Source organism: Gordonia sp. QH-12 (genome assembly GCF_001578675.1).
Taxonomy (GTDB): Bacteria; Actinomycetota; Actinomycetes; order Mycobacteriales; family Mycobacteriaceae; genus Gordonia; species Gordonia sihwensis.
Map to the genome: position 1 here is coordinate 1 of NZ_KQ969312.1, position 22039 is coordinate 22039.

Sequence of the window (22039 nt, forward strand, 5' to 3'; positions counted from 1 at the left end):
CCTCCATCAGACCCGGGGCGATTCAGAGATACGGATGTCGCCTCTTTTGTGTACGGGTCGATCAAGACTGCGCCGTCCAAGAGCACGGCGGCTGTGTCCGTCCCGTGCTCAGTGTCCGTCCCGTGCTCAGTGTCCGTCCCGTGCTCAGTGTCCGTCCCGCGCGGTTCGCTGTCAGTATTCTCCCGTTCGTCAGACATGCACTCCACGATCGGTGGCGAACGCCGATGATTCAAACCGAGGCGGCGATCGCCGAGGTCAGGCAGCGTGTCCGACGGCCGGGTCGACGACGGTCCGGTCGACGAGCGCGTCGACGACGAGCAGTCGCGCGCAAGAGCCGCGAAGGGCGGCCGACTCGGCCGGTACGACCTCCGGTAGTACCCTTGACGACGTGCTGATTCGCCCGACGCCGACCGGTGCGCAGGTCCCCGCGACCGCGCACGGGTTCCTGGCGTCGGTGGTCTCGCTCATCCTGGGTGTCGCGGCCCACTCGATCGGCGGTGGGCACCTTCCCACGACGGCGCAGTCCGCGGTGCTCCTCGGCCTGGCGCTCGGGGTCGGACTGGTCCGCGCCGCTCAGGTGCGATCGGTGGAGCGAGCACGGGCTCGCGGCCGGATCGGCATCTCTGCGACCGGCGCGTTGGTCGCGCTGTCCGCGGGCCAGGCGACCGCTCACGGAGTGCTGTCGCTGATGGCAGGGCACGCGGGACACGGAACCGGCGTGACGCCCGGGCCGTTGATGCTGTTCTGGCACGCACTCGCCGTCCCCGCCGCGGCTGCCGTGCTCTTCGTCGCCGAGCAACTGAGCCGGGCGTACGGCAACAGCGTGTCCCATGTCTGGCGGTTGGTGAGCACGCGGGTGTGTCTCGACCCCGCTTTCGTCGTCATCCGCGCCGACCGGCACGCTGCCGCGCTCCGGCCCGCGCCGATGGTCGCCTCCGCCGCGGTCCGCGGTCCTCCTTCGCTGGTCTGAACCCCATCCGACACCACCCCGGCGGTCTCATCCGATCGCGGGGTATCAGACTCTGCACGAAAGAGACATCACTCATGGCGATAAGCCGTACCCTCATCCGTTCGCTCGGCCTCACCGCCGCAGCCCTGCTGTCCTTCGTCGTCGTGGCCTGCGGCAGCGACGACTCCTCCGCACCGGCCTCCGATTCGATCACCGTCTCCGACCAATGGGTCAAGGCCGCCGAATCGGGAATGACCGCCGCCTTCGGGACCATCGCCAACTCGTCCGACCACGACATCCGCATCGTGTCGGCGCACACCGACCTCGCCCGCACCACCGAGATGCACGAAGTGGTCGACAACGGCTCCGGCGGCACCACGATGCGCCAGAAGGACGGCGGCTTCCTCGTCCCGGCGAAGTCGTCGATCACGCTGTCGCCGGGCGCTGAGCACTTCATGCTCATGGATGTCACCAGGCCGATCACGACCGGACAGAACGTCGCGTTCACGATCCGCTTCGAGGACGGCTCCACCAAGACCTTCGACGCTCTCGCCCGAGACTTCGACGGCAATCAGGAGAATTACGCGCCCGGCGGGGACACTGACCACCCGGACATGGACCACGGTACGGCCGGGCACGACATGCAGCAGTCCGAGTCGGCGCACGCCGACTCGCATCAGTGACTGAGCAGCGGACTGGTCGCGTCTCGCGCCGTACCCTCCTCGCCGGCGGAGCGGGCCTGGCGGGCATCGGCATCGGGGCGGCCGCGGTGGGCGTCGGGCGAGAGTTCTCCTCGCCCGACCCCGCCGCGGGTTCCGGCCTGACGCCGTTCTACGGCACGCATCAGTCCGGCATCGTGACCCCGGCTCAGTCGCACGCTCAATTCGTCGGCCTGGATCTCGTCGACCCGACCGACGTCGACACTTTCGCGGGGGTCCTTCGCCTGTGGACGCAGGACGCGTCGAGGCTCACCCGTGCCGAGCCGAGCCTGTCCGACACCGAGCCCGAACTCGCGGTGCTGCCGTGCAACCTGACGGTCACCGTCGGTCTCGGTGACCGGGTGTTCCGGGCGCCGGCTCTCGCGCCTCTGCGGCCGTCATGGCTCGCGCCGCTCCCGCCCTTCTCGATCGACCGGCTGGATCCGCGGTGGGGACAGACTGATCTGCTTCTGCAGATCGGCGCCGACGACCCCGTGGCCCTCGCACATGCGACGCGCATGCTGACCTCGTCGGTCCGCCGCAGTGTGCGGGTCCGGTGGGTGCAGCGGGGGTTCCGCAACAGTCCGGGAATGGCGCCGGGCACGATGCGCAACCTGTTCGGACAGGTGGACGGCACCGTCCAGCCGAGCCCCGACGACTACGGCTCCCTCCTCTGGGACGACGGGCGCGAACAGCCCTGGATGGCCGGCGGGACGAGCCTGGTGTTGCGGCGTATCGCGATGCACATGGACACCTGGGAGGCGCTCGATCGCCGGGGGCGGGAGCTCTCCACAGGTCGCACCCTCGACAACGGCGCACCGCTGACCGGGCGCTACGAGTCCGACGATCCTGATTTCGAAGCCTCACGCGGCGGCATCCCGGTGATCCCGCCGTCGTCGCACATCGCGCGGGCGCATCGTCGGGCGCCGGACGAGCAGTTCATCCGTCGCGGGTTCAATTACGACGACCCGCCCGAGGAGGGCTCGGCGGACACGTCCAACAGCGGGCTGATCTTCGCCGCGTATCAGCGGGATCCGGTCAAGCAGTACATTCCGGTTCAGCGGCGCCTGGACGAACACGACGACCTGAATGAGTGGACGACGCCCATCGGCTCCTCGGTGTACGCGATTCTGCCCGGCGCCGCTCCTTCGCGCCCGCTCGGCGCATCGCTGCTCGCGGCCGCCGGTCGGTCGGGGTGAAGGAGGGGGAGCGGTGCCCTCCCCAGGCTCGTCGAGAGGGCCCGGCGCGCAGTGCCCTCCCCAGGTTCGTCGAGTAGCCTCGGCGCGCGGTGCCCTCCCAGGTTCGTCGAGTAGCCTCGGCGCGCGGTGCCCTCCCCAGGCTCGTCGAGTAGCCTCGGCGCGCAGCGCCGCGGCGTATCGAGACCGTGTCAGGCGGCCTGCGCGGTCTCGATGCGCCTCGTCGCTCCGCTCCTCGACTTACTCGACGAGCCTGGGGGACCGACAAGCCCGGGACCGACGAGCCTGGGGACCGACGAGCCTGGGGGCGACAGGACGTGGTGGTCTTCTACACTTGACACAGTGTCGACCCCCTCTGCGCCGCGTCCATCCCTGTCCGGGCTGACCTCCTTCGCGTTTCGTGATGCGGCCTTCGGTTTGCTGCGGGAACGAGTGGGCGAGACTCGCCTCGACATCACGGCACCGGACGCGGCCCGGCCGCTGGTGGTTGCGCAACTGGCCGAGATCTCCGAGAACCCCGTCCTCGTCGTGACCGCCAACGGTCGGGATGCCGACGACCTCACGACCGAACTGTCGGAACTGCTGCCGTCGGGGCCCAACGGGACGTCGGTCGTCGCTCAATTCCCGTCGTGGGAGACGCTGCCGCACGAGCGGCTCTCGCCCAGCGCCGACACGGTCGGTGCCCGGCTCGCGGTGCTCAGTCGACTGGCCGACCCGGCGGTGTCCCCGTTGCGCGTCGTCGTCGCGACCGTCCGTTCCCTTGTGCAGCCGATGGCTCCCGGGCTCGGAGCGATGCGCGCGGTCACGCTCACCGAAGGCACGGAGGTGCAGTTCGACGGTCTGATCGAGAAGCTCGTCGAGATGGCCTACGAGCGCGTCGACATGGTCGGTGCCCGCGGCGAGTTCGCGGTGCGCGGCGGCATCCTCGACATCTTCCCGACCACCGCCGACTACCCGGTGCGAGTGGAGTTCTGGGGCGACGAGGTGACCGACATCCGCGCGTTCTCCGTCGCCGACCAGCGGACGCAGCCGGAGATCGACACGTCGGTGGTCCAGATTCATCCGTGCCGAGAACTGGTACTGACCGCCGAGGTCCGGGACCGGGCCGCCGAACTCGCGTCGACAGTCGAGGACGAGTCGCTGCGCGAGATCCTGACCAAACTGTCGGAGGGCATTCCCGTCGAGGGAATGGAAGCGCTGATCCCGGCACTCGTCGACGGCCGGATGCAGATGCTCACCGAGGTGATGCCCGACGGCACTCGGGTACTGGTCCTCGATCCGGAGAAGGTGCGCACCCGTGCCGCCGATCTGGCGAGGACCGGCGAGGAGTTCTTGGAGGCGTCGTGGAACGCCGCGGCGCTGGGGGCAGCGGCGCCCGTGGCCGCGGGCGAACCCTCCATCGACCTGTCGGCGAGTGCCTACCGCAGCGTCGGTGACGTCGAACGTGCGACCGTCGAGGCGGGCAAACCGTGGTGGACGATGAGTCCGCTCTCGGCGGGATCGGGCGAGGAGCTCGAACTCGATCTGCAGCCCGGGCCGGCGCCGCACGGCGACCCCGCCGAGCTCGACGAGTTCATGACGTCGTTGCGCGCTCAGGTCGCCTCGGGCGGTCGTGCGGCGTTGATCGCCGCCGGCCGGGGCACTGCGATGCGATTCGTCGACCGTCTCGGTGAGGCCGAGGTCCCGGCCCGGCTCGTGGAGCCGGGCGATGAGTTGCCGGCCGACGCGGTCGGCGTCTTCCACGGCACGCTGCGGCGCGGACTGGTCTGCCCGTCGGCGCGTCTGGTGATCGCCACCGAGGCGGACGTCACCGGCGCTCGCGTCGTCGGTGTGAAGGACGGCCGGCGACTGCCGGCCAAGCGGCGCAATCAGGTCGACCCGCTGGCGTTGAGCGCCGGTGACCTGGTGGTGCACGACCAACACGGCATCGGCAAGTTCGTCGAGATGATCGAACGCACGGTCTCCGGTGCCCGGCGCGAGTACCTCGTGATCGAGTACGCGCCCGGCAAGCGGGGACAGCCGGGCGACCGCCTGTACGTTCCGATGGACGCACTCGACCAGTTGTCGCGCTACGTCGGCGGTGAGCAGCCGGGGCTCAGCAAGCTCGGCGGTTCCGATTGGGCCAATACCAAGCGCAAGGCGCGCAAGGCGGTCCGGGAGATCGCGGGCGAACTGGTGCAGCTGTACGCCGCACGGCATGCGGCACCGGGTTTCGCGTTCAGCCCCGACACCCCGTGGCAGCGGGAGATGGAGGACGCCTTCGACTACACCGAGACCGTCGACCAGATGACGGTGATCGGCGAGGTCAAGGCCGATATGGAGAAGCCGGTCCCGATGGACCGGGTGGTGGTCGGCGACGTCGGTTACGGCAAGACCGAGATCGCAGTCCGCGCCGCGTTCAAGGCCGTTCAGGACGGGAAGCAGGTCGCGGTCCTGGTACCGACGACGATTCTCGCCGGGCAGCACCTGCAGACCTTCACCGAGCGGATGGCGGGCTTCCCGGTCACCGTGCGCGGGTTGTCGCGGTTCACCGATCCGGCCGAGTCGAAGGAGATCATCGCGCAGATGGCCTCCGGTGAGGTCGACGTCGTCATCGGCACGCATCGGCTGCTGCAGACCGGCGTCCGATGGAAAGACCTCGGTCTGGTGATCGTGGACGAGGAGCAGCGCTTCGGTGTGGAGCACAAGGAGCACATCAAAGCGCTGCGCACCCACGTGGACGTGCTCACCATGTCGGCGACACCGATCCCGCGCACCCTCGAGATGTCGATGGCGGGTATCCGCGAGATGTCGACCATCCTCACTCCGCCCGAGGAACGGCACCCGGTCCTGACGTATGTCGGCGCATACTCCGACAAGCAGGTCGCGGCGGCCATCCGGCGCGAGCTGCTGCGCGACGGTCAGGTGTTCTACGTGCACAATCGCGTCTCGACCATCGACAAGACCGCCAAGCATCTCGCGAACATGATTCCCGAGGCCCGGGTGGTGGTCGCGCACGGGCAGATGGGCGAGGAGCAACTGGAACGAACCGTCCAGGGCTTCTGGGACCGCGAGTACGACGTCCTCGTGTGCACCACGATCATCGAGACCGGGCTCGACATCTCGAACGCCAACACCCTGATCGTCGACCGTGCGGAGAACTTCGGGCTCTCGCAGCTGCACCAGCTGCGCGGGCGCGTCGGGCGAAGCCGGGAGCGCGGGTACGCGTACCTGCTGTACAGCCCGGACAAGCCGCTGACCGAGACGGCCTACGACCGGCTCGCGACCATCGCCCAGAACAACGAACTCGGTGCCGGCATGGCGGTGGCGCTCAAGGATCTCGAGCTGCGCGGTGCCGGCAACGTCCTCGGTGCCGAGCAGTCCGGGCACGTCGCGGGTGTCGGCTTCGACCTCTACGTGCGGTTGGTCGGCGAAGCGGTCGAGGCGTACCGAGCCGCGGCCGACGGCAAGGCAGTGGCGACCGAGGAGACCGTCGAGGTGCGCATCGACCTGCCGGTGGACGCGCACATCCCCGTCGAGTACGTGGAGGCGGACCGGCTCAGGCTGGAGGCATACCGCAAGCTGGCGTCGGCCACCAGTGACGATGACGTCGACGAGGTGATGAGCGAACTGACCGACCGCTACGGTGAGCCGCCCGTCGAGACGCAGCGTCTCGCGGCGATCGCACGTCTGCGGCTCCGGTGCCGCGAACGCGGTATCGCGGAGGTCGGTCTGGCCGGTCAATCCATCCGGATCTCACCGATGCTTCTGCTCGACAGCCAGCAGGTCCGGCTCGCGCGCATGTACTCGTCGGCGAGCTACCGTGCCGCGACCCACATGGTGACACTGCCGATCCCGCGTACCGGCGGCGTCGGTTCCCCCCGGCTCCGGGACACAGAGCTCGTCGACTATCTGGTCACGTTCCTTCAGACGATCGCGCCGCTGGAGTCGTAGAGTCGTAGCGTCCGGTCGATGTCAGACCCCTCCGATAGTCTCGAATGTGAGTTCGATGAAGGGGGGCGGCATGAGTAGTCGAATCGACAGTTTTCAGGGTTCGACGGTCCGGATCGACGACGATGCGATCGTCATCCGGATCGGAATCCCGGACGGCGCGAAGGGCGATCGAGCCGCGCTGTTGCGATTCGCCGCTCGATCGGACTGCTATCAGGGCGCGGTGATGTGGCACCGCTACGCCGCCGTGTACCGCCTGTATCAGGCGAAAAGGGCTGAGTTGGAGGCCGATTCGGCGGTGGACGCGTACTCGCGGCTCTACGACCCGCAATGCCAGACGGCCGCGGCCTACGCGGTCGCAGCCGGAGTACGGCCGCACACCGCTGAGATGTTCGTCGATCGCGCGATCGCGTGCGTGGAGCGGATCCCGGCGGTGGGCAGGCTCCTGCGCGACGGTCGGATCACGATCGCGTGGTTCACGCGGGCCGTCGAGCAGACGGCGCTCGTGGACGACCTGGAACTCCTGGAGTTCATCGACGCGGAGATCGCGCACCGTCTCTCCGAGGCGGGCGGGCTATCGGCCGCCCGCGTCGAGTCGATCGTCTCCGCGGTGGTCGCCGAGTACGATCCCGATGCGGTGACCATGACGCGCGAGCAGATCGCAGCAGGAAAGAACGTGGTCGTGTCCCCGGTGTCCGACGGCATGTCGGAGATGGTCATCACCGGTTCGTCCGAGGATGCGATGATCGCGCTCGGTACCATCGACGCCCTCGCCGACGGCGTCTGTCCCTTCGATCCCCGCACGAAGCAGGCCCGTCGGTCCGATGCCGCGACCGCGCTGCTGCATCGCGCCGAGTTCACCTGCCGATGCGATCGCGACGACTGCGCTTCGGCCCTGTCGCCGGAGCAGGTCGAATCGCGGCGCGGTCAGATCGTGGTTCACGTCGTGGTCCGCAAAGACGCCCTCGACGGGACGTCGGAGACTCCGGCGTACGAAGACGGGGTCGGTCCGATCTCGGCCAGGCGTGCGCGTGAACTCATGGCTCGGCCCGACGCGGTGGTACGGGAACTCGACATCGACAAGGTCATCGCCGACTGCGCCGCCCATGCGGATCGATACCGGCCGTCCGCCGCTGTAGCCACCGCGGTGCGTGCCCTGTTCGGCACGTGCACCTGGCCGGGCTGCGATCGTCCCGCGTGGAAATCCGATCTCGATCACGTCGTCGAGTTCGATCACGTGGACCCCGCCGCGGGCGGCCCGACCTGCTTGTGCAATCTGAACCCGAAATGCCGCTTCCATCACGGTCTGAAGACCTTCGGCAGCGGGTGGGTCGACGACCAGGTCGTCGATGCGGCCGGTGTTCTCTGGTCGGAGGTGACGACCCCGGACGGAGTCTCGGTGCGTCAGCAGGCGCTGAACCTCTGGTTGCTGCCGGAGCTGGGCCGCTTCCAGTGCCGTCACGGCGTGTCGATCGGCCAGTCGCGCGAACCGCCACGACACGCCGAGGGGGAGCCCGAGAGGGCACGGACCCGCACCCAGGCCAAACACCGCTATCGGATGCAGCGGCGCGCGGCTAACCGCCGACGCCGAGAGGCGATGCTGGTTGGCGACGGCGAACCGCCGTTCTGAGGGTGATAGCGCGCGTCGGCTATGCCGTCAGCAACCGATTGCCGGTCGGCTGACCGTCGGCCGCGAGGGCGGCGCGGATGACGGCGACCTCAGAGGCGGTCGCCTCGAGCAGTGGCGCGCGTACGGCGGCATGGGCGATGACGCCGATCTCGCGGAGCGCGGCCTTCGCGGTCACCACACCCGGTGCTGTGCGCATCAGTGCGATCGTCAGGGGACGGACGGCGTCATTGATCGCGCGGGCCCGCGGCAGATCGCCAGCATCGATCGCCGTGATGAGGTCCCTGTTGCGGTCTGCGCCGACCACTCCCATCACGCTGACCAGACCCGAGGCTCCGGCCGCCAGGTACGGCAGGTTCAGCTCGTCGATGCCGCAGTAGTACGCCATCCCGGTCTCGGCCATCACCGACATCACCTCGAACAGATCCCCCTTCGCATCCTTCACCGCGGCGATGCGCGGGTGGTGCGAGAGTTCGACGAGCGTCTCCCGGGTGAGAGCGAGGCCGGTGCGGCCGGGGATGTCGTAGAGCATCACCGGGAGTTCGGTGGCGTCGGCGATCGCCACCGTGTGAGCGATCACTCCGGCCTGAGGCGGCTTCGAGTAGTAGGGCGTCACGACCAGCAGAGCGTCGGCGGCGCCTGCCGCGGCGACTGCTCTGGCGGTCTGGACGCTCTTAGCCGTGTGATTGGTGCCCACGCCGACGACGAGGCGGGTCGCCGAACCCGCCGCGGCGCGGACCAGTTCCAGTACGCGAAGCAATTCGACGAGTTCGAGGGTCGGAGCCTCCCCGGTGGTGCCGGCCACCACGATCCCGTCGCAGCCGGTGTCGACGAGGTGCTTCGCCACCGCGCCGATGCCGACCTCGTCGAGCGAGCCGTCGGGGTTCATCGGCGTCGGCATGGCGACGAGGTTCGATCCGAAGATCGCGCGCGCGGGATGCGAGGTCGAAGTCATGCATTCATCGTCGCCACGGAAATAGTTCACCACAAGCGAGGAGTTATCGTGAGTAATCGTTAGGAGTACTTCATGATCGATGTCGGAGCATTGAGAGCTCTGCGGGCCGTCGCCGATTTGGGGACGATGGCGCGGGCCGCCGACGAGCTCGGGTTCACGCCCTCGGCCATCTCTCAGCAGATCAAGAGGCTCGAGTCGCAGGTCGGGGTGCGTCTGGTGGCGCCGGCCGGGCGCCGGGTGGTGCTGACTCCGGCCGCACATGCGCTCGTCGAGACCGCGCCGGAAGTGCTGAACGCGCTTGAGAAGTCGGTGGCGGCGGCACGGTCGGTGGATGCCGGTTCGCCGCGCGGTGTGGTGAGGATCGCAGCGTTCTCGACCGGTGTCCGCGGCATCGTCGCGCCCGCATTGAAGCGTGTGCGACGCCTCCATCCGGAGGTGCGAGTCGAGGTGACGGAACTCGATCCGGTGCCCGCCGTGTACGCGGTCGAGTCGGGCAACGCCGATCTCGCGATGGTTCACGACGCCGACGGCGTGACGGTCGCGGTGCCGGCGGGGCTGGAGCGGTCGCATCTGCACACCGACATCGGCGACCTCGCGGTGCCGCTGGGGCATCCGCTGGCTGAGGCCGACCGGCCGATCCGGCGGGCCGAGCTCCGCGACTGCGGATGGGTGACCAGTCCCGTCGGCACGGTCTGTCATCGGTGGTTCGAGCGGTTGTTCGCCGAGTCGGAGCAGCAGCCGGACGTGATCCACTCGGTGGACGACTTCGGCACGCAGATGGCGTTGGTCGAGGCGGGCGACGTGGTCGCGCTGATCCCGCGCCTCGCCCGGCCTCGCGTGCCGGAGGGGGTGGCGGTGCGCGAGTTGCAGAATGCGCCGCGGCGTGAGGTCCATACCGTGTGGAGGCACAGCGCGGAGGCCGACCCGGCATTGCGGGCAGTACTGACGGAGATCAGGGGCGTGCCGAGTGAAGACGGCAGTGAGGATGGCTCGGTGTCAGGCCGCCATCCCGGCAGTAATGCGCGACACGATTCCTTCCCGCGCGTGTGACCGGAGCGAAGCCTTGTGACGCGTTAATGTCGAGGTTGACACTGATTTGCGAGGAGGAGCTTCCATGACCGTGGTCCTGCTCGACGCGTCGCGACCCGATCTCGTTCCTGCCGGTGCGGTGGCGCTGCTCGCGGAGACCGTGGCCGTCACCGAAGAGGTGCACCCGTCGCTGTTGTGGCAGTTGCCGTCGTACGAGCTCGTCGGTCTGGTCGAGGACGACGGTACTAAGACCCTGGTGAGTTCTGATCGTGATCATCCGGCTGTCGTCGAGCGGTTGAAGTGGGGCGAGCCGGTCATCGAAGGCAGTAATCTCCCGGGCGGCAAGCTGCTGCGGGCTGTCGAGCTGATGGACCGGCTTCGTCGCATGGGCCCGTGGGAGCGGTTGCAGACGCACGACTCGCTGCGCAAGTACCTTCTCGAAGAGGTGTACGAGCTGCTCGACTCGATCGACCACGGTACGTCCGAGGAACTCTGCTCTGAGCTCGGCGATCTCCTCCTGCAAGTGCTGTTCCACGCGCGCATCGCCGCTGATTCGGCGGTCGGGGCGTTCGACATCGACGACGTGGCGCAGAGCTTCATCGACAAAGTGTCGAATCGAACACCCGGCGTTCTGGGCGGTGAGCACGCCGATCTGCATCGTCAGATCAACGAGTGGGAGGCGGCGAAAGCCGCCGAGCGCGAACGCGGCAGTGTGCTCGACGGCATCGTCACCACCCAGCCGGCGCTGGCCTTGGTGCAGAAGGTGTTCGAGCGTCTCGCCGGCGCAGGTTTCCCCGTCGCGGCCGTGAGCCCCTCGCTCTATCGAGTCGATATCCCCTTCCGCAAGCATGCCGTCGGCAGCGTCGAGGACGACCTCCGTCGTCGCGCGATCGCATTGATGAACCAGGTCCGTACCGCCGAGGGCGCCGCCGCCGAGGACGGTGTGGTGCCCCGGGACGACAACACGTGGCGCAAGTACCTGGGAATGACGTATGTCGAGGAATCGGCGGAGCCCGACGCGGACGCAGACTCCGGCGCGGACGTCGAGGAAGCCGGCATCGAGGACACCGCTGAGGACCCTGCTGACGAGGATTACGAGGAACTGGTCGTCGACGAAGACCCGATCGCTCGGAACAAGAAGGGCAAGACTCACAAGGTCAAGGATCTGAAGGTCCCGAAGGTCCCCGGCATGGTCGTGGTGGAGAAGTGGAGCGCCGAGGGGGAGGCAGAGCGGGAGTAGGCGGCCCCGTTTCTCTCCGGCCTGGCTAGTCGTTGACGGGGGCAGTACCTGTGCGACTATCGATCGGTGGCTATAGTTCGCTCTCTTATTGAAGTGCCCGATGTAACTCGCCTTGACCCAACTGAGGTTGAATGCGAGGTGGCGATCGTCCGTGCGGAAGACGGCGAATCGTTAATTCAGTTGACGACATTCGGGTCGCCCGAACGAATCTCGGACCGGAAGCCTAGTCAGAAGATCCAGTTGACCCGAGATGCTTTCAACCAGCTCGTTGAGTTCGTGGGTGAACTCCGCTCGAAGTAGTGCCTCTGCCTCGCTTCTTAGCTTCTTATGTATTGTCACTGGGCTCAGACGTGACGCCGCCCTCACCCACCTCCGGTCTCCGGACCACCTCGACACCCACTGCCACGACGACCAGCGCGACTACCAGCCAGGCCATCGCGGTGAATGTCACCGGCCGCGAGGCGAACAAGGCGGCCATGCCGAGTGCGAGGGCGATCCAGTAGATCACGGCGCGGTACTTGTCGACGGCTCGGCCGAAGCCACGGGTGTCGCCGCCGGCGCGGTCCAGCGCGCCACGCAGACCAGTGAACCCCGAGTCGAGGACCGACCGCACGGCGCGGGCGGGCCGCGCCGGGCCGGCGAACCAGCCGACCACCGCGATCAGCAGCCCGAGGAAGGTGAGGGCCCGCAGCGTCGACGCCATCATCGCGGTCACCTGGTCGAAGATCGCGTGCGCGACAGCGCTCGGCAACGGATTCGGGCTCATCGAGAAGACGAAGACGTTTCCACCGATCCAGACGCCAATCGACATCAGTGCGAAGATGACGGCCGCGGCCAACGACGACGCGACCGTCGCCCGTCGCCGGCGGTTGGCTACCAGGATCCCGCCGACGAGCAGTCCGACCGCCACCCACGACAGCCAGAGTCCGCCGATCACGGCCACCCGGTACGAGACGCGCGCCAGACCCAACGAGTCCGAGTGGAGGATCGTGACTGATCGGTTCGTCACCGGGATCCGGTTCACGAAGTCGAGGCCGCGGGCGGATAGACGCTGCTTCACCGCGTCGACCAGCGGGGCGAGCTGCAGGCTCAGGGTGCCGCTGTCGGAGAGCGCCAGCGCCGCGTCGGGCTGATCCTTGAGCAGCGCCGTGGCCTGCCTGTGGGTGACGCGCAGACTCTGCGCCCAGAGATCGGCGAACTGATCGGAGGCCACGAGCCGCTGCGCCGTCGACGCGACGAGCGACTGGATGCCGGCGACGGCGGGCCCCCGGAGAGACGAGATGGCAGCAGTGGCCCGCGGCGGAAGTCCGGACTCGGAGATTCCGTCGAAGGCCTGACCGATGATCTGCTCGAAATCGACCTGCTGGTTGATCTGATCGGTGATCTGGTCGGCGACGAAGTTCTGGACCGCCGGATCGTCCGCGAGCGGGGCGAAGGTCGCGACGAACTGGTCGCTGTCGACGAGCTGCAGGCGTACCCATGTCCCGACGGAGGCGACGGGCGCGAGGATCAAGGCGACGACGATCATGAGTGCGCTGACCACGGCGCGGAGCCTGGAGGTCGATCGGCCGGCGGCGGGTGAGGTCTCGTTCACCCGTCGATCCTCGCACCCGGGACGGCCACCGATGATCGAAGTCGCCCGGCCGGGCGAGGCGTCGATCGATCACACGACCGGCGGCTCAACCCGTGAGCGCAACCCGTCAGCTCAACCCGTCAGCCCAGCGGCGAGTCGAGCCAGCCGTAGTCGAGGCCGACCCAGCCCTGCGCCAAGTCGAGTGCCCCCGTCACCCACAGTGTCAGCAAGACGACGGCGCACGTACCGACGGCGAGCGCGAACTGCGCCAGCCGATTGCCGTCGATGTAATCGGAGTACATCGAGTTGAGTCTGGACATGATCCACTTGCGCAGGCGTGCCGCCCATTCCAGTTCCTGCGACAGAATGAGCAGTCCGAGGAAGACGATGGCCCATCCGGGCCCCGGATACGGGATCGTGATGACCCCGGCGGCGGTGACCAGAAAGCCGACCGCGATGGTGAGGTACCGCAGCACCCAGCCGAATCGAGACGTCCGACGGACGCGCGTGTACGCGGTTCCGAGTGATCTGATCCGGTCCATGGTCGTGGGCACGGCGGTGAGGTCCTTACGATTGTCAGGGGACGCTGCTACTTCTCGAACAGACGTTGTCCCCAGTATTCACCGGGACGCAGCCCCGGCGGGACGGCGAAGATCGCCGAACCGTTCGGTATCAGATATTCGGTCATCGCGTCCTTGCGTGACAACTGGTGCTGCATCGGCACGAACTGCTTGAAGCTGTCGCGGTTGAAGGCGACGAAGAAGAGTCCCGCGTCGAGATGGCCGAAACCGTCCGAGCCGTCGGTGAAGTTGTATCCGCGCCGCAGGATCTGCGCACCGTTGTTCATGTCGGGGTGAGCGAGACGGACGTGGGAGGTCAGCGGAATGATCGGCGTGCCGTATGAGGTGATCTGGAAATCGGGCTCGTCGAACTCGTCCTCGCCGCTGAGCGGCGCGCCGGACTGCTTGGTCCGGCCGATGATGTCCTCCTGCTCCTTCAGATTCGCTCGGTCCCAGGGTTCGATGTCCATCCGGATGCGCCGTGCGACGAGATAGGTGCCGCCGGTCATCCACTGTGCCGCCGGCGGGTTGTCGCCGGGAGCCACCCACACCCATTTATCGAGGGTCTCGGTGTCCTCGGCCCGGATGTTGGCGGTGCCGTCCTTGAAACCGAACATGTTGCGCGGCGTCTCCTGCGAGCGGGTCGTGGACGACGTGCGACCGAAACCGAGCTGCGACCACCGGACGGAGACGACGCCGACGCCGATACGCGCGAGGTTGCGGACGGCATGGACCGCGACCTGCGGATCGTCGGCGCACGCCTGGATGCAGATGTCGCCGAACGAGCGCGAGGGCTCGATCTTCTCCTGCGCGAACGCCGGCAGGTCGGCGAGGGCCGCGGGCTTGCGGTCGGCGATGCCGAACCGGTCCTTGCGGCCGGGGTCGGAGGCGCTCGGCCCGAACAGTCCGGGGCCGAAGCCGATGGTGAGGGTGAGGTGTGCGGGCGACAGGCCCAGTGCCTCGCCGGTGTCGGCGGGCGGGTGATACTCGCCCATGCCGGTGGCACCGCCGGGAACGGTCTCCTCACCGCGCGTCATCCGCTCGGCCGCGACAGTCCACTTCTTCAACATGTCGACCAGCGCTTCACGCGAGTCGGTGATGACGTCGAAGGCGGCGAAGTGCAGGCGGTCCTGAGCCTCGGTGACGATGCCGGCCTGCCTCTCGCCGCGGAATGCGACGACGCGGTCGGGCTCGGAGTCGCCACGACCTCCGACGGTCGCGCCGATCGCGGCTCCGCCGGCGAGACCGGCTGCGATGCCGACCCCCGCGGCACCGAGCACGGTGCGGCGGGACACACCGGGCTTGGGTGCGTCGGGTGCGGGGGTCTCGATACGCCCGTTGCTCGCTTCGCTCGCATCGGGCACTCGACCAGCCTCAGGGTCTCCGGTCGGCTGCGCTTCGCTGTCACTCACTTCGTATTCCCGCTCACTTCTGCAGAACCAGGCCGGGCACCTGCGACAGAGTCGCCGAGAGGGCGTCCACCTTGTCCGACAACTCCTTGCGCTGTGCCGGCGACACCTTGTCGTACGAGGCGTGGCCGTCGCCCTCGCGGAACTGGTCGATGAACGACCGGACGTCGGCGAACTGAGCGGTGATCTTGTCCATCAGCTTCGGGTCGCGCGCCGAGATCATCGGCTGCAGTTCCGCGATCAGCGTCTCGGAGCCGTCGATGTTGGCGGCGATGTCCCACAGGTCGGTGTGGCTGTAGCGATCCTCCTCGCCGGCCACCTTTGTCTTGGCGATCTCGTCGATCAGCGCCTGCGGGCCGTGGACGAACATCTGCGTCTCGAACTCGAAACCGGGGGCGGAGACCTCGTCGCGCAGTTGTGTCACGTCGGTCAGGAGCTGATCGGCGGCCTTGTCGATGGCGGCCTTGGAATCGGCGGTCTTCGCGGCGGCGGCGTCCGCGGGCGCCACCTGACCCTCGGCTTCGCCGACCTCATCGGCCTTCGGAGGGAAGAGGAAGCGCTCGATGCGGTGGAATCCGGTGAACTCCTGCTTGCCGTCCTCGGTGTCGTCCCAGCGCATGTCGATCTTGGGGTCGAGGTCGGGGAACGACTCGGCGACCGGCTCGATGCGCTCGTAGAACGTGCGGACCAGGCCGAAGCCGTTGCGAGCCGCATCCAGATCGCCGCTCTTGACGTCGCCGGTGAAGGTCTGCACCTGTGCGACCAATCCGTTGAGCTGGCCCCGGACGTACTCGAGGTAGCGCTGCTTGGCGGCCTCGACATCGGCCGGAGCCTGGCTCTTCTGCTTGGTCTCGCCGGTCACTTCGATCTTCTGTCGGATGCCGGTTCCGACCATGCCCGGTTTGCACGCGACGGTGTAGGTCCCCGGCTCGCTGAACTCCACGCTGAGCTTGCCCTTGAGGCCCGGACCGATGTTCTCCACCTCGGCGAGGACGCGATTGTTCTTGCCGTAGACGTAGAACTCGGTGACCTTGGATCCGGCGTTGCTGATCTCGAAGTTCGCGGTGCCGGTCTGCAGATCGGTGGTCGACAGTTCGCAGCCGTCGTTGGACGAGGTCACAGTCACCGCGCCGTCGCCGGACGATTTCGCCTCGCATGCGGCCAGTGCCAGGGGCGTGGCGGCCACAGCGCCGAGCACGACGACGTTCCGCAGAACGGGGGAGAGCTTGACCATGGTGTTCCTTTCACGGTGTCCACGCGGTGAGTCGGAGTCGGCGTGGTGGGGAGGACGGGAGTGCGCCCGGGCGATGCGGCTTATGAGGCCTCTTCCAGCGTGGCGGGGGCAGCCTCGGATCTGCGCGTCGACGACCGTCCGCGGGCGTAGAACAGCCCGCCCACGATGACGATGTATCCGGCCCAGGCGATCACCTGCAGGACGGTGGGCTCCGGACGGAAGTTGAAGATGCCGGCCAGGATCACGCCGTACCAGGCGCTCTGGTCGTACCAGGACGAGATGTCGAAGGCGATTTCGCCGAGGCCGGGCAGCCAGCCGTACACCTGAAGCGCACCGACACCGTAGGCGAGGATGCCCGCGGCGACGACGATCAGGAAGTAGCCGGTGTAGGTGAAGAATCTGGCGAAGTCGATCGCGATGGCGCCCTTGTACAACAGCCACGTCAGCACCACCGCGACGAGCATGCCGAGCAACAGACCCACAAGCGGCCACACCCCGCCGGAGACGCTCTCGGCATACCCGACCATCAGCAAGGCGGTCTCGAAGCCCTCGCGTCCGACGGCCAGGAAGGCCAGTCCGAAGACAGCGGCGCCGCCGACCGCCAGAGCGTTGGTCAGCCCCGACTTCAGATCGCCCGATATATGTGCGGCGGCTTTGCGCATCCACAGAACCATGAACGTGACGATGGCGACGGCGACCAGGGACGCGATCCCTGCGAGCAGCTCGGCGCCCAGGGAGGAGATCGTCGACGAACCGAACTGAATGATGAGGAACGTCGCGATCATCATCGTGAGCGCCGCGGCGACGCCGAGCCAGATCCACTTGAGCGAGTCGCGGCGTTCGGACTTCACCGCGAAAGCGATGAGGACCATGACGACGATCCCGGCTTCCAGCCCCTCGCGCACACCGATCAGACCGCTCCCGACCATCTGGGTCACCACCGAGGGGGCGCCCTGTGCGATGAGCATCGTCACCGTCTTTTCCTTCCGCCGTGCGCCGCCGGTCAGGTTGGCCGGACAACCCGGTAAGGATAACCCACGTTGGGTGAGCCTCTCCTAATCGGATTCGTCCTCTAGCTGCATCGACGCCGGAAATGCGTAAACCGGATCAGCGGCGGGAACTCCCGCGGCGTTTTCGGAGTTGGTCTGGTGGTGTGCGAGGCTTGTGCGCGCCGTGACCCCGGCCGTTCCGGCGAGCCGGTGCGATCGAGTGCAGTGACGAGAGATCCAGTGCAGTGACGAGAGATGAGGACCTGTGACCCGAGTTGTGCGATCGGTGACGACCAATCGGCGCCGGTGGTGGGTCGCTCCCATCGCGGTCGCCGTCGCGGTCTCGCTGTCGTCGTGCGGGATCCGGATGCCGTGGGACCGTCCGGACATCCCCGACGGGCTGCCGCCCGGGGTCGGAACCCAGCAGCCCTACATCGACATCAACTCGCCCGGCCGCACCGCGGACAAGATGCGTGAGTGGGCCACACCCATCTCCGATGCGACGGCCATTCCGCTGACCGCTCTGGAGGCGTACGGCAACGCCGCCGAAATCCAGCGTCAACAGCATCCCGAGTGCGGGATCGGCTGGACCACGCTTGCCGGGATCGCCGCGGTGGAGACCAAGCACGGCAGGCACGGGGGCGCCACCGTCGCACCCAACGGCGACGTGCGCCCGGAGATCCGCGGTCCCGCTCTCGACGGCACCAAGGGCAACCGGGTGATCCGTGACACAGACAAAGGGCGGCTCGACGGAGACACGACCTACGACCGCGCGATGGGACCGTTCCAGTTCATTCCCGAGACGTGGATGCGCTACGGAGTGGACGCGAATGGCGACGGCGCGGCCGACCCGGACAACATCGACGACGCGGCGCTGTCGGCGGCGCGGTATCTCTGCGTGTACGCGGGCGGCGACATGACCACGCCCGAAGGCTGGGAAGCGGCCGTGCACGCCTACAACAATCACGACGAGTACGTGTTGAAGGTGCGCAACTACGCGAACGCCTACTCCGTGAACATCCGCTACTGATCTGCGTTTATCCTGGACCTCGGAATCTGTCGGCGTCTCCGCCGACCCGACGACATCGAACATCGAATTGGGGCTGACAAGTGGCAATTATCGAGCAGGTAGGCGCGCGCGAGATCCTCGACTCCCGCGGCAACCCGACCGTCGAGGTCGAGGTCGTCCTGGACGACGGCACCTTCTCGCGGGCAGCGGTTCCCTCGGGTGCCTCGACCGGTGAGCACGAGGCCGTCGAGCTGCGCGATGGTGGCGACCGCTACCTCGGCAAGGGCGTCAAGAAGGCCGTCGAGGCAGTCCTGGGCGATATCGCCCCCGAGGTCATCGGTATCGAGGCCGACGATCAGCGTGTCCTCGACCAGACCCTCGTCGATCTGGACGGCACCCCCGACAAGTCGCGCCTCGGCGCCAACGCTCTGCTCGGCGTGTCGCTGGCGGTCGCCAAGGCCGCGGCCGAGTCGGCCGGTCTGCCGCTGTTCCGCTACGTCGGCGGGCCGAACGCTCACATCCTGCCGGTCCCGATGATGAACATCATCAACGGCGGTGCGCACGCCGACAACGGCATCGACTTCCAGGAGTTCATGATCGCGCCGACGGGTGCGGCCACGTTCGCCGAGTCGCTCCGCTGGGGTGCCGAGGTGTACCACTCGCTCAAGTCGGTCCTGCACAAGCAGGGCATGAGCACGGCGCTGGGCGACGAGGGCGGCTTCGCTCCGGATCTGCCCAACACCGAGGCCGCGATCAGCGTGATCGCCGAGGCCGTCGAGAAGGCCGGTTACAAGTTCGGCAGCGACATCGTCATCGCGCTCGACTCGGCGTCGACCGAGTTCTACCGCGACGGTGCCTACCAGTTCCAGGGCAAGGCGCAGTCCGCCGACGAGATGATCTCGTTCTACGAGAAGCTGGTCACCGACTTCCCGATCGTGTCCATCGAAGACGGCCTCGCCGAGGACGACTGGACCGGATGGGCGTCGCTCACCGAGTCCATCGGCGACAAGGTGCAGCTGGTGGGCGACGATCTGTTCGTCACCAACCCGGAGCGCCTCGAAGAGGGCATCAGCAAGGGGATCGCCAACGCACTCCTGGTGAAGGTCAACCAGATCGGCACGCTCACCGAGACTCTCGACGCGGTCGCGCTGGCGCACAACAGCGGCTACAAGACCATGATGAGCCACCGATCGGGCGAGACCGAGGACACCACCATCGCCGATCTGGCGGTCGCGTGCAGCTCGGGCCAGATCAAGACCGGTGCGCCGGCACGCAGCGAGCGCGTCGCCAAGTACAACCAGTTGCTGCGTATCGAAGAGGGCCTCGGCGACGCCGCGCGCTACGCCGGTGACCTGGCGTTCCCGCGCTTTTCGTTCGGTGCGTGATTAGCTAGTAGGTATGGCAGAAGGCGAGACCGGGAGCGGGGGGAGCGGTGGCGCCGCCCGCCGGCGCAGCAGTCGCGGGCGATCCGATCGGCCGGCGAGTTCGTCGCGTCGATCGCGTCCCGACCAGCGGCGCACCCGGTCTCGCGACTCTGCTGTTCCGCCCCAGCCGACCGCGCCCCGCGAGTCGGCCGGTGACGGCGATCCGCGTGCTGATCTCGGCGGCGCGTCGGTAGGCGCCTCCCATGCCGGCGCTCGCCGTCGTCGCACCTCGGAGCGTCCTCGCGGCAATGCGTCCGGGGACCTCCCGGCGTCGCCGTCCCGGCTCGTCCTGTTCGCGCAGCGTCGCGGCGTCAGCGTGACGACAGTCGGCATCGCGGTCGGCATGGCGATCTTCCTGATGCTGACGCTCGCCGTCCCGGTGCGGACCTACATCGCCCAGCGCAACGAGTTCAACCAGCTGCAGGAGTCGAATGCGCAGCTGCGGCGGGAGACTCAGCAGTACAAGGACAAGCTGGCGCAGCAGAGCGATCCGGCGTACATCGAGGCGCAGGCGCGGCAGCGTCTGCAGTACGTGCCGAAGGGCGAGAAGCCGATCGTCATCATCAACCCGACGCGCCAGCAGCAAGAGGCGGAGCAGGCTGCGGAGCGTCAACGCAAAGCCACGCCGTGGTACGAGAATCTGATGGATGCGGTGTCGACGCCGCCGGAGACCCGAGGGTAAGTGAGCATCACCGAAGCCGACCTGCAACTGGTCGCGAAGCAGTTGGGACGTGAGCCGCGCGGGGTGCTGGAGATCAGTTACCGCACTCCGGACGGTCAGCCCGCGGTCGTGAAGACGGCACCCCGGTTGCCCGACGGCACCCCCTTTCCGACGCTCTACTATCTGACCGACCCGCGGTTGACGGGGGCCTGCAGCCGTCTGGAGTCGGGTGGCGTGATGCGCGAGATGACCTCGCGGCTGGCCGAGGACGCCGACCTCGCTGCCGGTTACCGCGCGGCGTACGAGAGCTACCTCGCCGAGCGTGACGCGATCGAATCGCTCGGCACCGACTTCGCCGGCGGCGGCATGCCCGATCGGGTGAAGTGCCTGCACGTGCTGGTGGCGCATTCACTGGCCAAGGGGCCGGGCGTCAACCCGCTGGGCGACGAGGCCGTCGCACTGCTCGCCGACATCGAGAAGCTCCGCGGCATCGCCGTGCCCGCCGACTGGCCGTTGCACGCACCGGATTCCGACGAGGCCGGCGCGTGACCCGGGTGGCCGCCGTCGACTGCGGCACCAACTCGATCCGGCTGCTGATCGCCGACGTCGACGAGAACGGAGCGCTCTCCGACGTCCGGCGCGACATGCTGGTGGTGCGGTTGGGGCAGGGCGTCGACGCGACCGGCCAGTTCGCCGACGAGGCGATCGAGCGCACCCGCGCGGCGCTGGCGGGCTACGTCGAGGCGATGGTCGCGGCCGGGGTGGAGCGAGTCCGCATGGTCGCGACGTCCGCGACACGGGACGCGGGCAACCGCGACGAGTTCTTCGCGATGACGGCCGAACTGCTCGGCAAGGTGCAGGAGGGCGCGGTGGCCGAAGTGATCTCCGGTGACGAGGAGGCACGGCTGTCGTTCCGGGGCGCCGTCGGCGGTCTGGACCCGGCGGACGGACCCTTCGTGGTCACCGACCTCGGCGGGGGCAGCACCGAAGTCGTCGTCGGCTCGGTGTCGCGAGGGCAGGCGGTCGTGGCCGGCGCATACTCCGCCGACATCGGCTGCGTGCGACTCACCGAACGAGCACTCGCGTCCGATCCGCCGACCCTGGACGAGCGCGCCCGTGCCGCGGCGATCGCGGCGGAGGAACTCTCAAAGGCGTTCGCCGCGGTCGATGTCGGCCCCGCGCGCACGTGGGTGGGGGTCGCCGGAACGTTGACGACGTTCGCGGCTCTTCACGCCGGTCTCACCGAGTACGACCCCGAGGTGATCCACCACTCGCGGATCCCGCTGGCGGAACTTCACGTTCTCTGCGGACGCATCGTCGCGATGACACGCGAGGAGCGGCTGGCGCTCGGACCGATGCATCCGGGGCGTGCCGACGTCATCGGCGGCGGCGCGCTCGTGACCCGTGAGCTGGCTCGACAGTTGGCCGACCGTGCCGCCATCACCGAGATGGTGGTCTCGGAGCACGACATCCTGGACGGCATCGCGTTGGGTCTGGCCGCTCGCTGAGCGAGGCGGCCGCAAGCCCGCCTCTAGGGCGTGTCTGACAATTCCTTC

Annotated in this window: 19 protein-coding genes; 12 read left to right on the forward strand and 7 right to left on the reverse strand. The window is 68.0% G+C overall.

What is annotated here, in order from left to right; all coding sequences use genetic code 11:
* Positions 1–197: hypothetical protein (locus Y710_RS19190; RefSeq protein ID WP_231875778.1), on the reverse strand; the 197-nt coding region annotated here is incomplete at its 3' end.
* 191 nt (positions 198–388) lie between these two features.
* On the opposite strand from Y710_RS19190, the gene Y710_RS17855 reads away from it, so the two are divergent.
* The 5 genes from Y710_RS17855 (at position 389) to Y710_RS17875 (ending at position 8403) form a co-directional block, all read left to right on the forward strand.
* The gene (locus Y710_RS17855) at positions 389–970 is read left to right on the forward strand and encodes a hypothetical protein (protein WP_231875779.1); all 582 of its coding nucleotides are present in this window, start codon (positions 389–391) and stop codon (positions 968–970) included.
* A 74-nt stretch (positions 971–1044) separates the two neighbouring features.
* Complete coding sequence (locus Y710_RS17860; RefSeq protein ID WP_006897590.1) at positions 1045–1632, forward strand: copper chaperone PCu(A)C; 588 nt, start codon at positions 1045–1047, stop codon at positions 1630–1632.
* Complete coding sequence (locus Y710_RS17865; protein ID WP_062368076.1) at positions 1629–2846, forward strand: Dyp-type peroxidase; 1218 nt, start codon at positions 1629–1631, stop codon at positions 2844–2846. Before Y710_RS17860 ends, Y710_RS17865 begins: the two co-directional genes overlap by 4 nt.
* 339 nt (positions 2847–3185) lie before the next feature.
* Positions 3186–6776 carry a transcription-repair coupling factor gene (mfd, locus tag Y710_RS17870; RefSeq protein WP_062368077.1) on the forward strand — a complete coding sequence of 1197 codons (3591 nt, stop codon included), beginning with the start codon at positions 3186–3188 and terminating at the stop codon, positions 6774–6776.
* Between the two features lie 70 nt (positions 6777–6846).
* Complete coding sequence (locus tag Y710_RS17875; RefSeq protein ID WP_062368078.1) at positions 6847–8403, forward strand: HNH endonuclease signature motif containing protein; 1557 nt, start codon at positions 6847–6849, stop codon at positions 8401–8403.
* Positions 8404–8422: 19 nt separating this feature from the next.
* Here the strand turns inward: Y710_RS17875 and dapA are convergent, their stop codons facing one another.
* Positions 8423–9355 (reverse strand): 4-hydroxy-tetrahydrodipicolinate synthase, encoded by a 933-nt coding sequence (dapA, locus tag Y710_RS17880; RefSeq protein WP_062368087.1) that lies wholly within the window; start codon positions 9353–9355, stop codon positions 8423–8425.
* A gap of 72 nt (positions 9356–9427) precedes the next feature.
* On the opposite strand from dapA, the gene Y710_RS17885 reads away from it, so the two are divergent.
* On the forward strand, positions 9428–10405 hold the full coding sequence (locus Y710_RS17885; protein WP_006897585.1) for a LysR family transcriptional regulator: 978 nt from the start codon (positions 9428–9430) through the stop codon (positions 10403–10405).
* A gap of 64 nt (positions 10406–10469) precedes the next feature.
* Positions 10470–11624: a nucleoside triphosphate pyrophosphohydrolase gene (locus Y710_RS17890; protein ID WP_062368079.1), complete on the forward strand. Its 1155-nt coding sequence runs from the start codon at positions 10470–10472 to the stop codon at positions 11622–11624.
* Positions 11625–11949: 325 nt separating this feature from the next.
* Here the strand turns inward: Y710_RS17890 and Y710_RS17900 are convergent, their stop codons facing one another.
* The 5 genes from Y710_RS17900 to efeU form a co-directional block, all read right to left on the reverse strand.
* On the reverse strand, positions 11950–13218 hold the full coding sequence (locus Y710_RS17900; RefSeq protein ID WP_062368081.1) for a hypothetical protein: 1269 nt from the start codon (positions 13216–13218) through the stop codon (positions 11950–11952).
* Between the two features lie 119 nt (positions 13219–13337).
* Complete coding sequence (locus tag Y710_RS17905; protein ID WP_062368082.1) at positions 13338–13751, reverse strand: TIGR02611 family protein; 414 nt, start codon at positions 13749–13751, stop codon at positions 13338–13340.
* 35 nt (positions 13752–13786) lie between these two features.
* Positions 13787–15121, reverse strand: a complete 1335-nt coding sequence (gene efeB / locus Y710_RS17910; RefSeq protein ID WP_006897580.1) for an iron uptake transporter deferrochelatase/peroxidase subunit — start codon at positions 15119–15121, stop codon at positions 13787–13789.
* Between the two features lie 61 nt (positions 15122–15182).
* Positions 15183–16400, reverse strand: coding sequence for an iron uptake system protein EfeO (efeO, locus tag Y710_RS17915; RefSeq protein WP_062368083.1), 1218 nt, complete (start codon positions 16398–16400; stop codon positions 15183–15185).
* A gap of 80 nt (positions 16401–16480) precedes the next feature.
* Positions 16481–17374 carry an iron uptake transporter permease EfeU gene (gene efeU, locus Y710_RS17920; RefSeq protein ID WP_062368084.1) on the reverse strand — a complete coding sequence of 298 codons (894 nt, stop codon included), beginning with the start codon at positions 17372–17374 and terminating at the stop codon, positions 16481–16483.
* Positions 17375–17756: 382 nt separating this feature from the next.
* Here efeU and Y710_RS17925 point away from each other — a divergent pair, with 382 nt between their 5' ends.
* From Y710_RS17925 to Y710_RS17950, 5 genes are all read left to right on the forward strand, one after another.
* Complete coding sequence (locus tag Y710_RS17925) at positions 17757–18419, forward strand: lytic transglycosylase domain-containing protein (protein ID WP_231650005.1); 663 nt, start codon at positions 17757–17759, stop codon at positions 18417–18419.
* 80 nt (positions 18420–18499) lie between these two features.
* The gene (eno, locus tag Y710_RS17930) at positions 18500–19783 is read left to right on the forward strand and encodes a phosphopyruvate hydratase (RefSeq protein WP_006897576.1); all 1284 of its coding nucleotides are present in this window, start codon (positions 18500–18502) and stop codon (positions 19781–19783) included.
* A 355-nt stretch (positions 19784–20138) separates the two neighbouring features.
* Positions 20139–20504 carry an FtsB family cell division protein gene (locus Y710_RS17940; protein ID WP_006897575.1) on the forward strand — a complete coding sequence of 122 codons (366 nt, stop codon included), beginning with the start codon at positions 20139–20141 and terminating at the stop codon, positions 20502–20504.
* Positions 20505–21032: a DUF501 domain-containing protein gene (locus Y710_RS17945; RefSeq protein WP_006897574.1), complete on the forward strand. Its 528-nt coding sequence runs from the start codon at positions 20505–20507 to the stop codon at positions 21030–21032.
* Positions 21029–21991 (forward strand): Ppx/GppA phosphatase family protein, encoded by a 963-nt coding sequence (locus Y710_RS17950; RefSeq protein WP_062368085.1) that lies wholly within the window; start codon positions 21029–21031, stop codon positions 21989–21991. Before Y710_RS17945 ends, Y710_RS17950 begins: the two co-directional genes overlap by 4 nt.
* Positions 21992–22039: the final 48 nt, after the last annotated feature.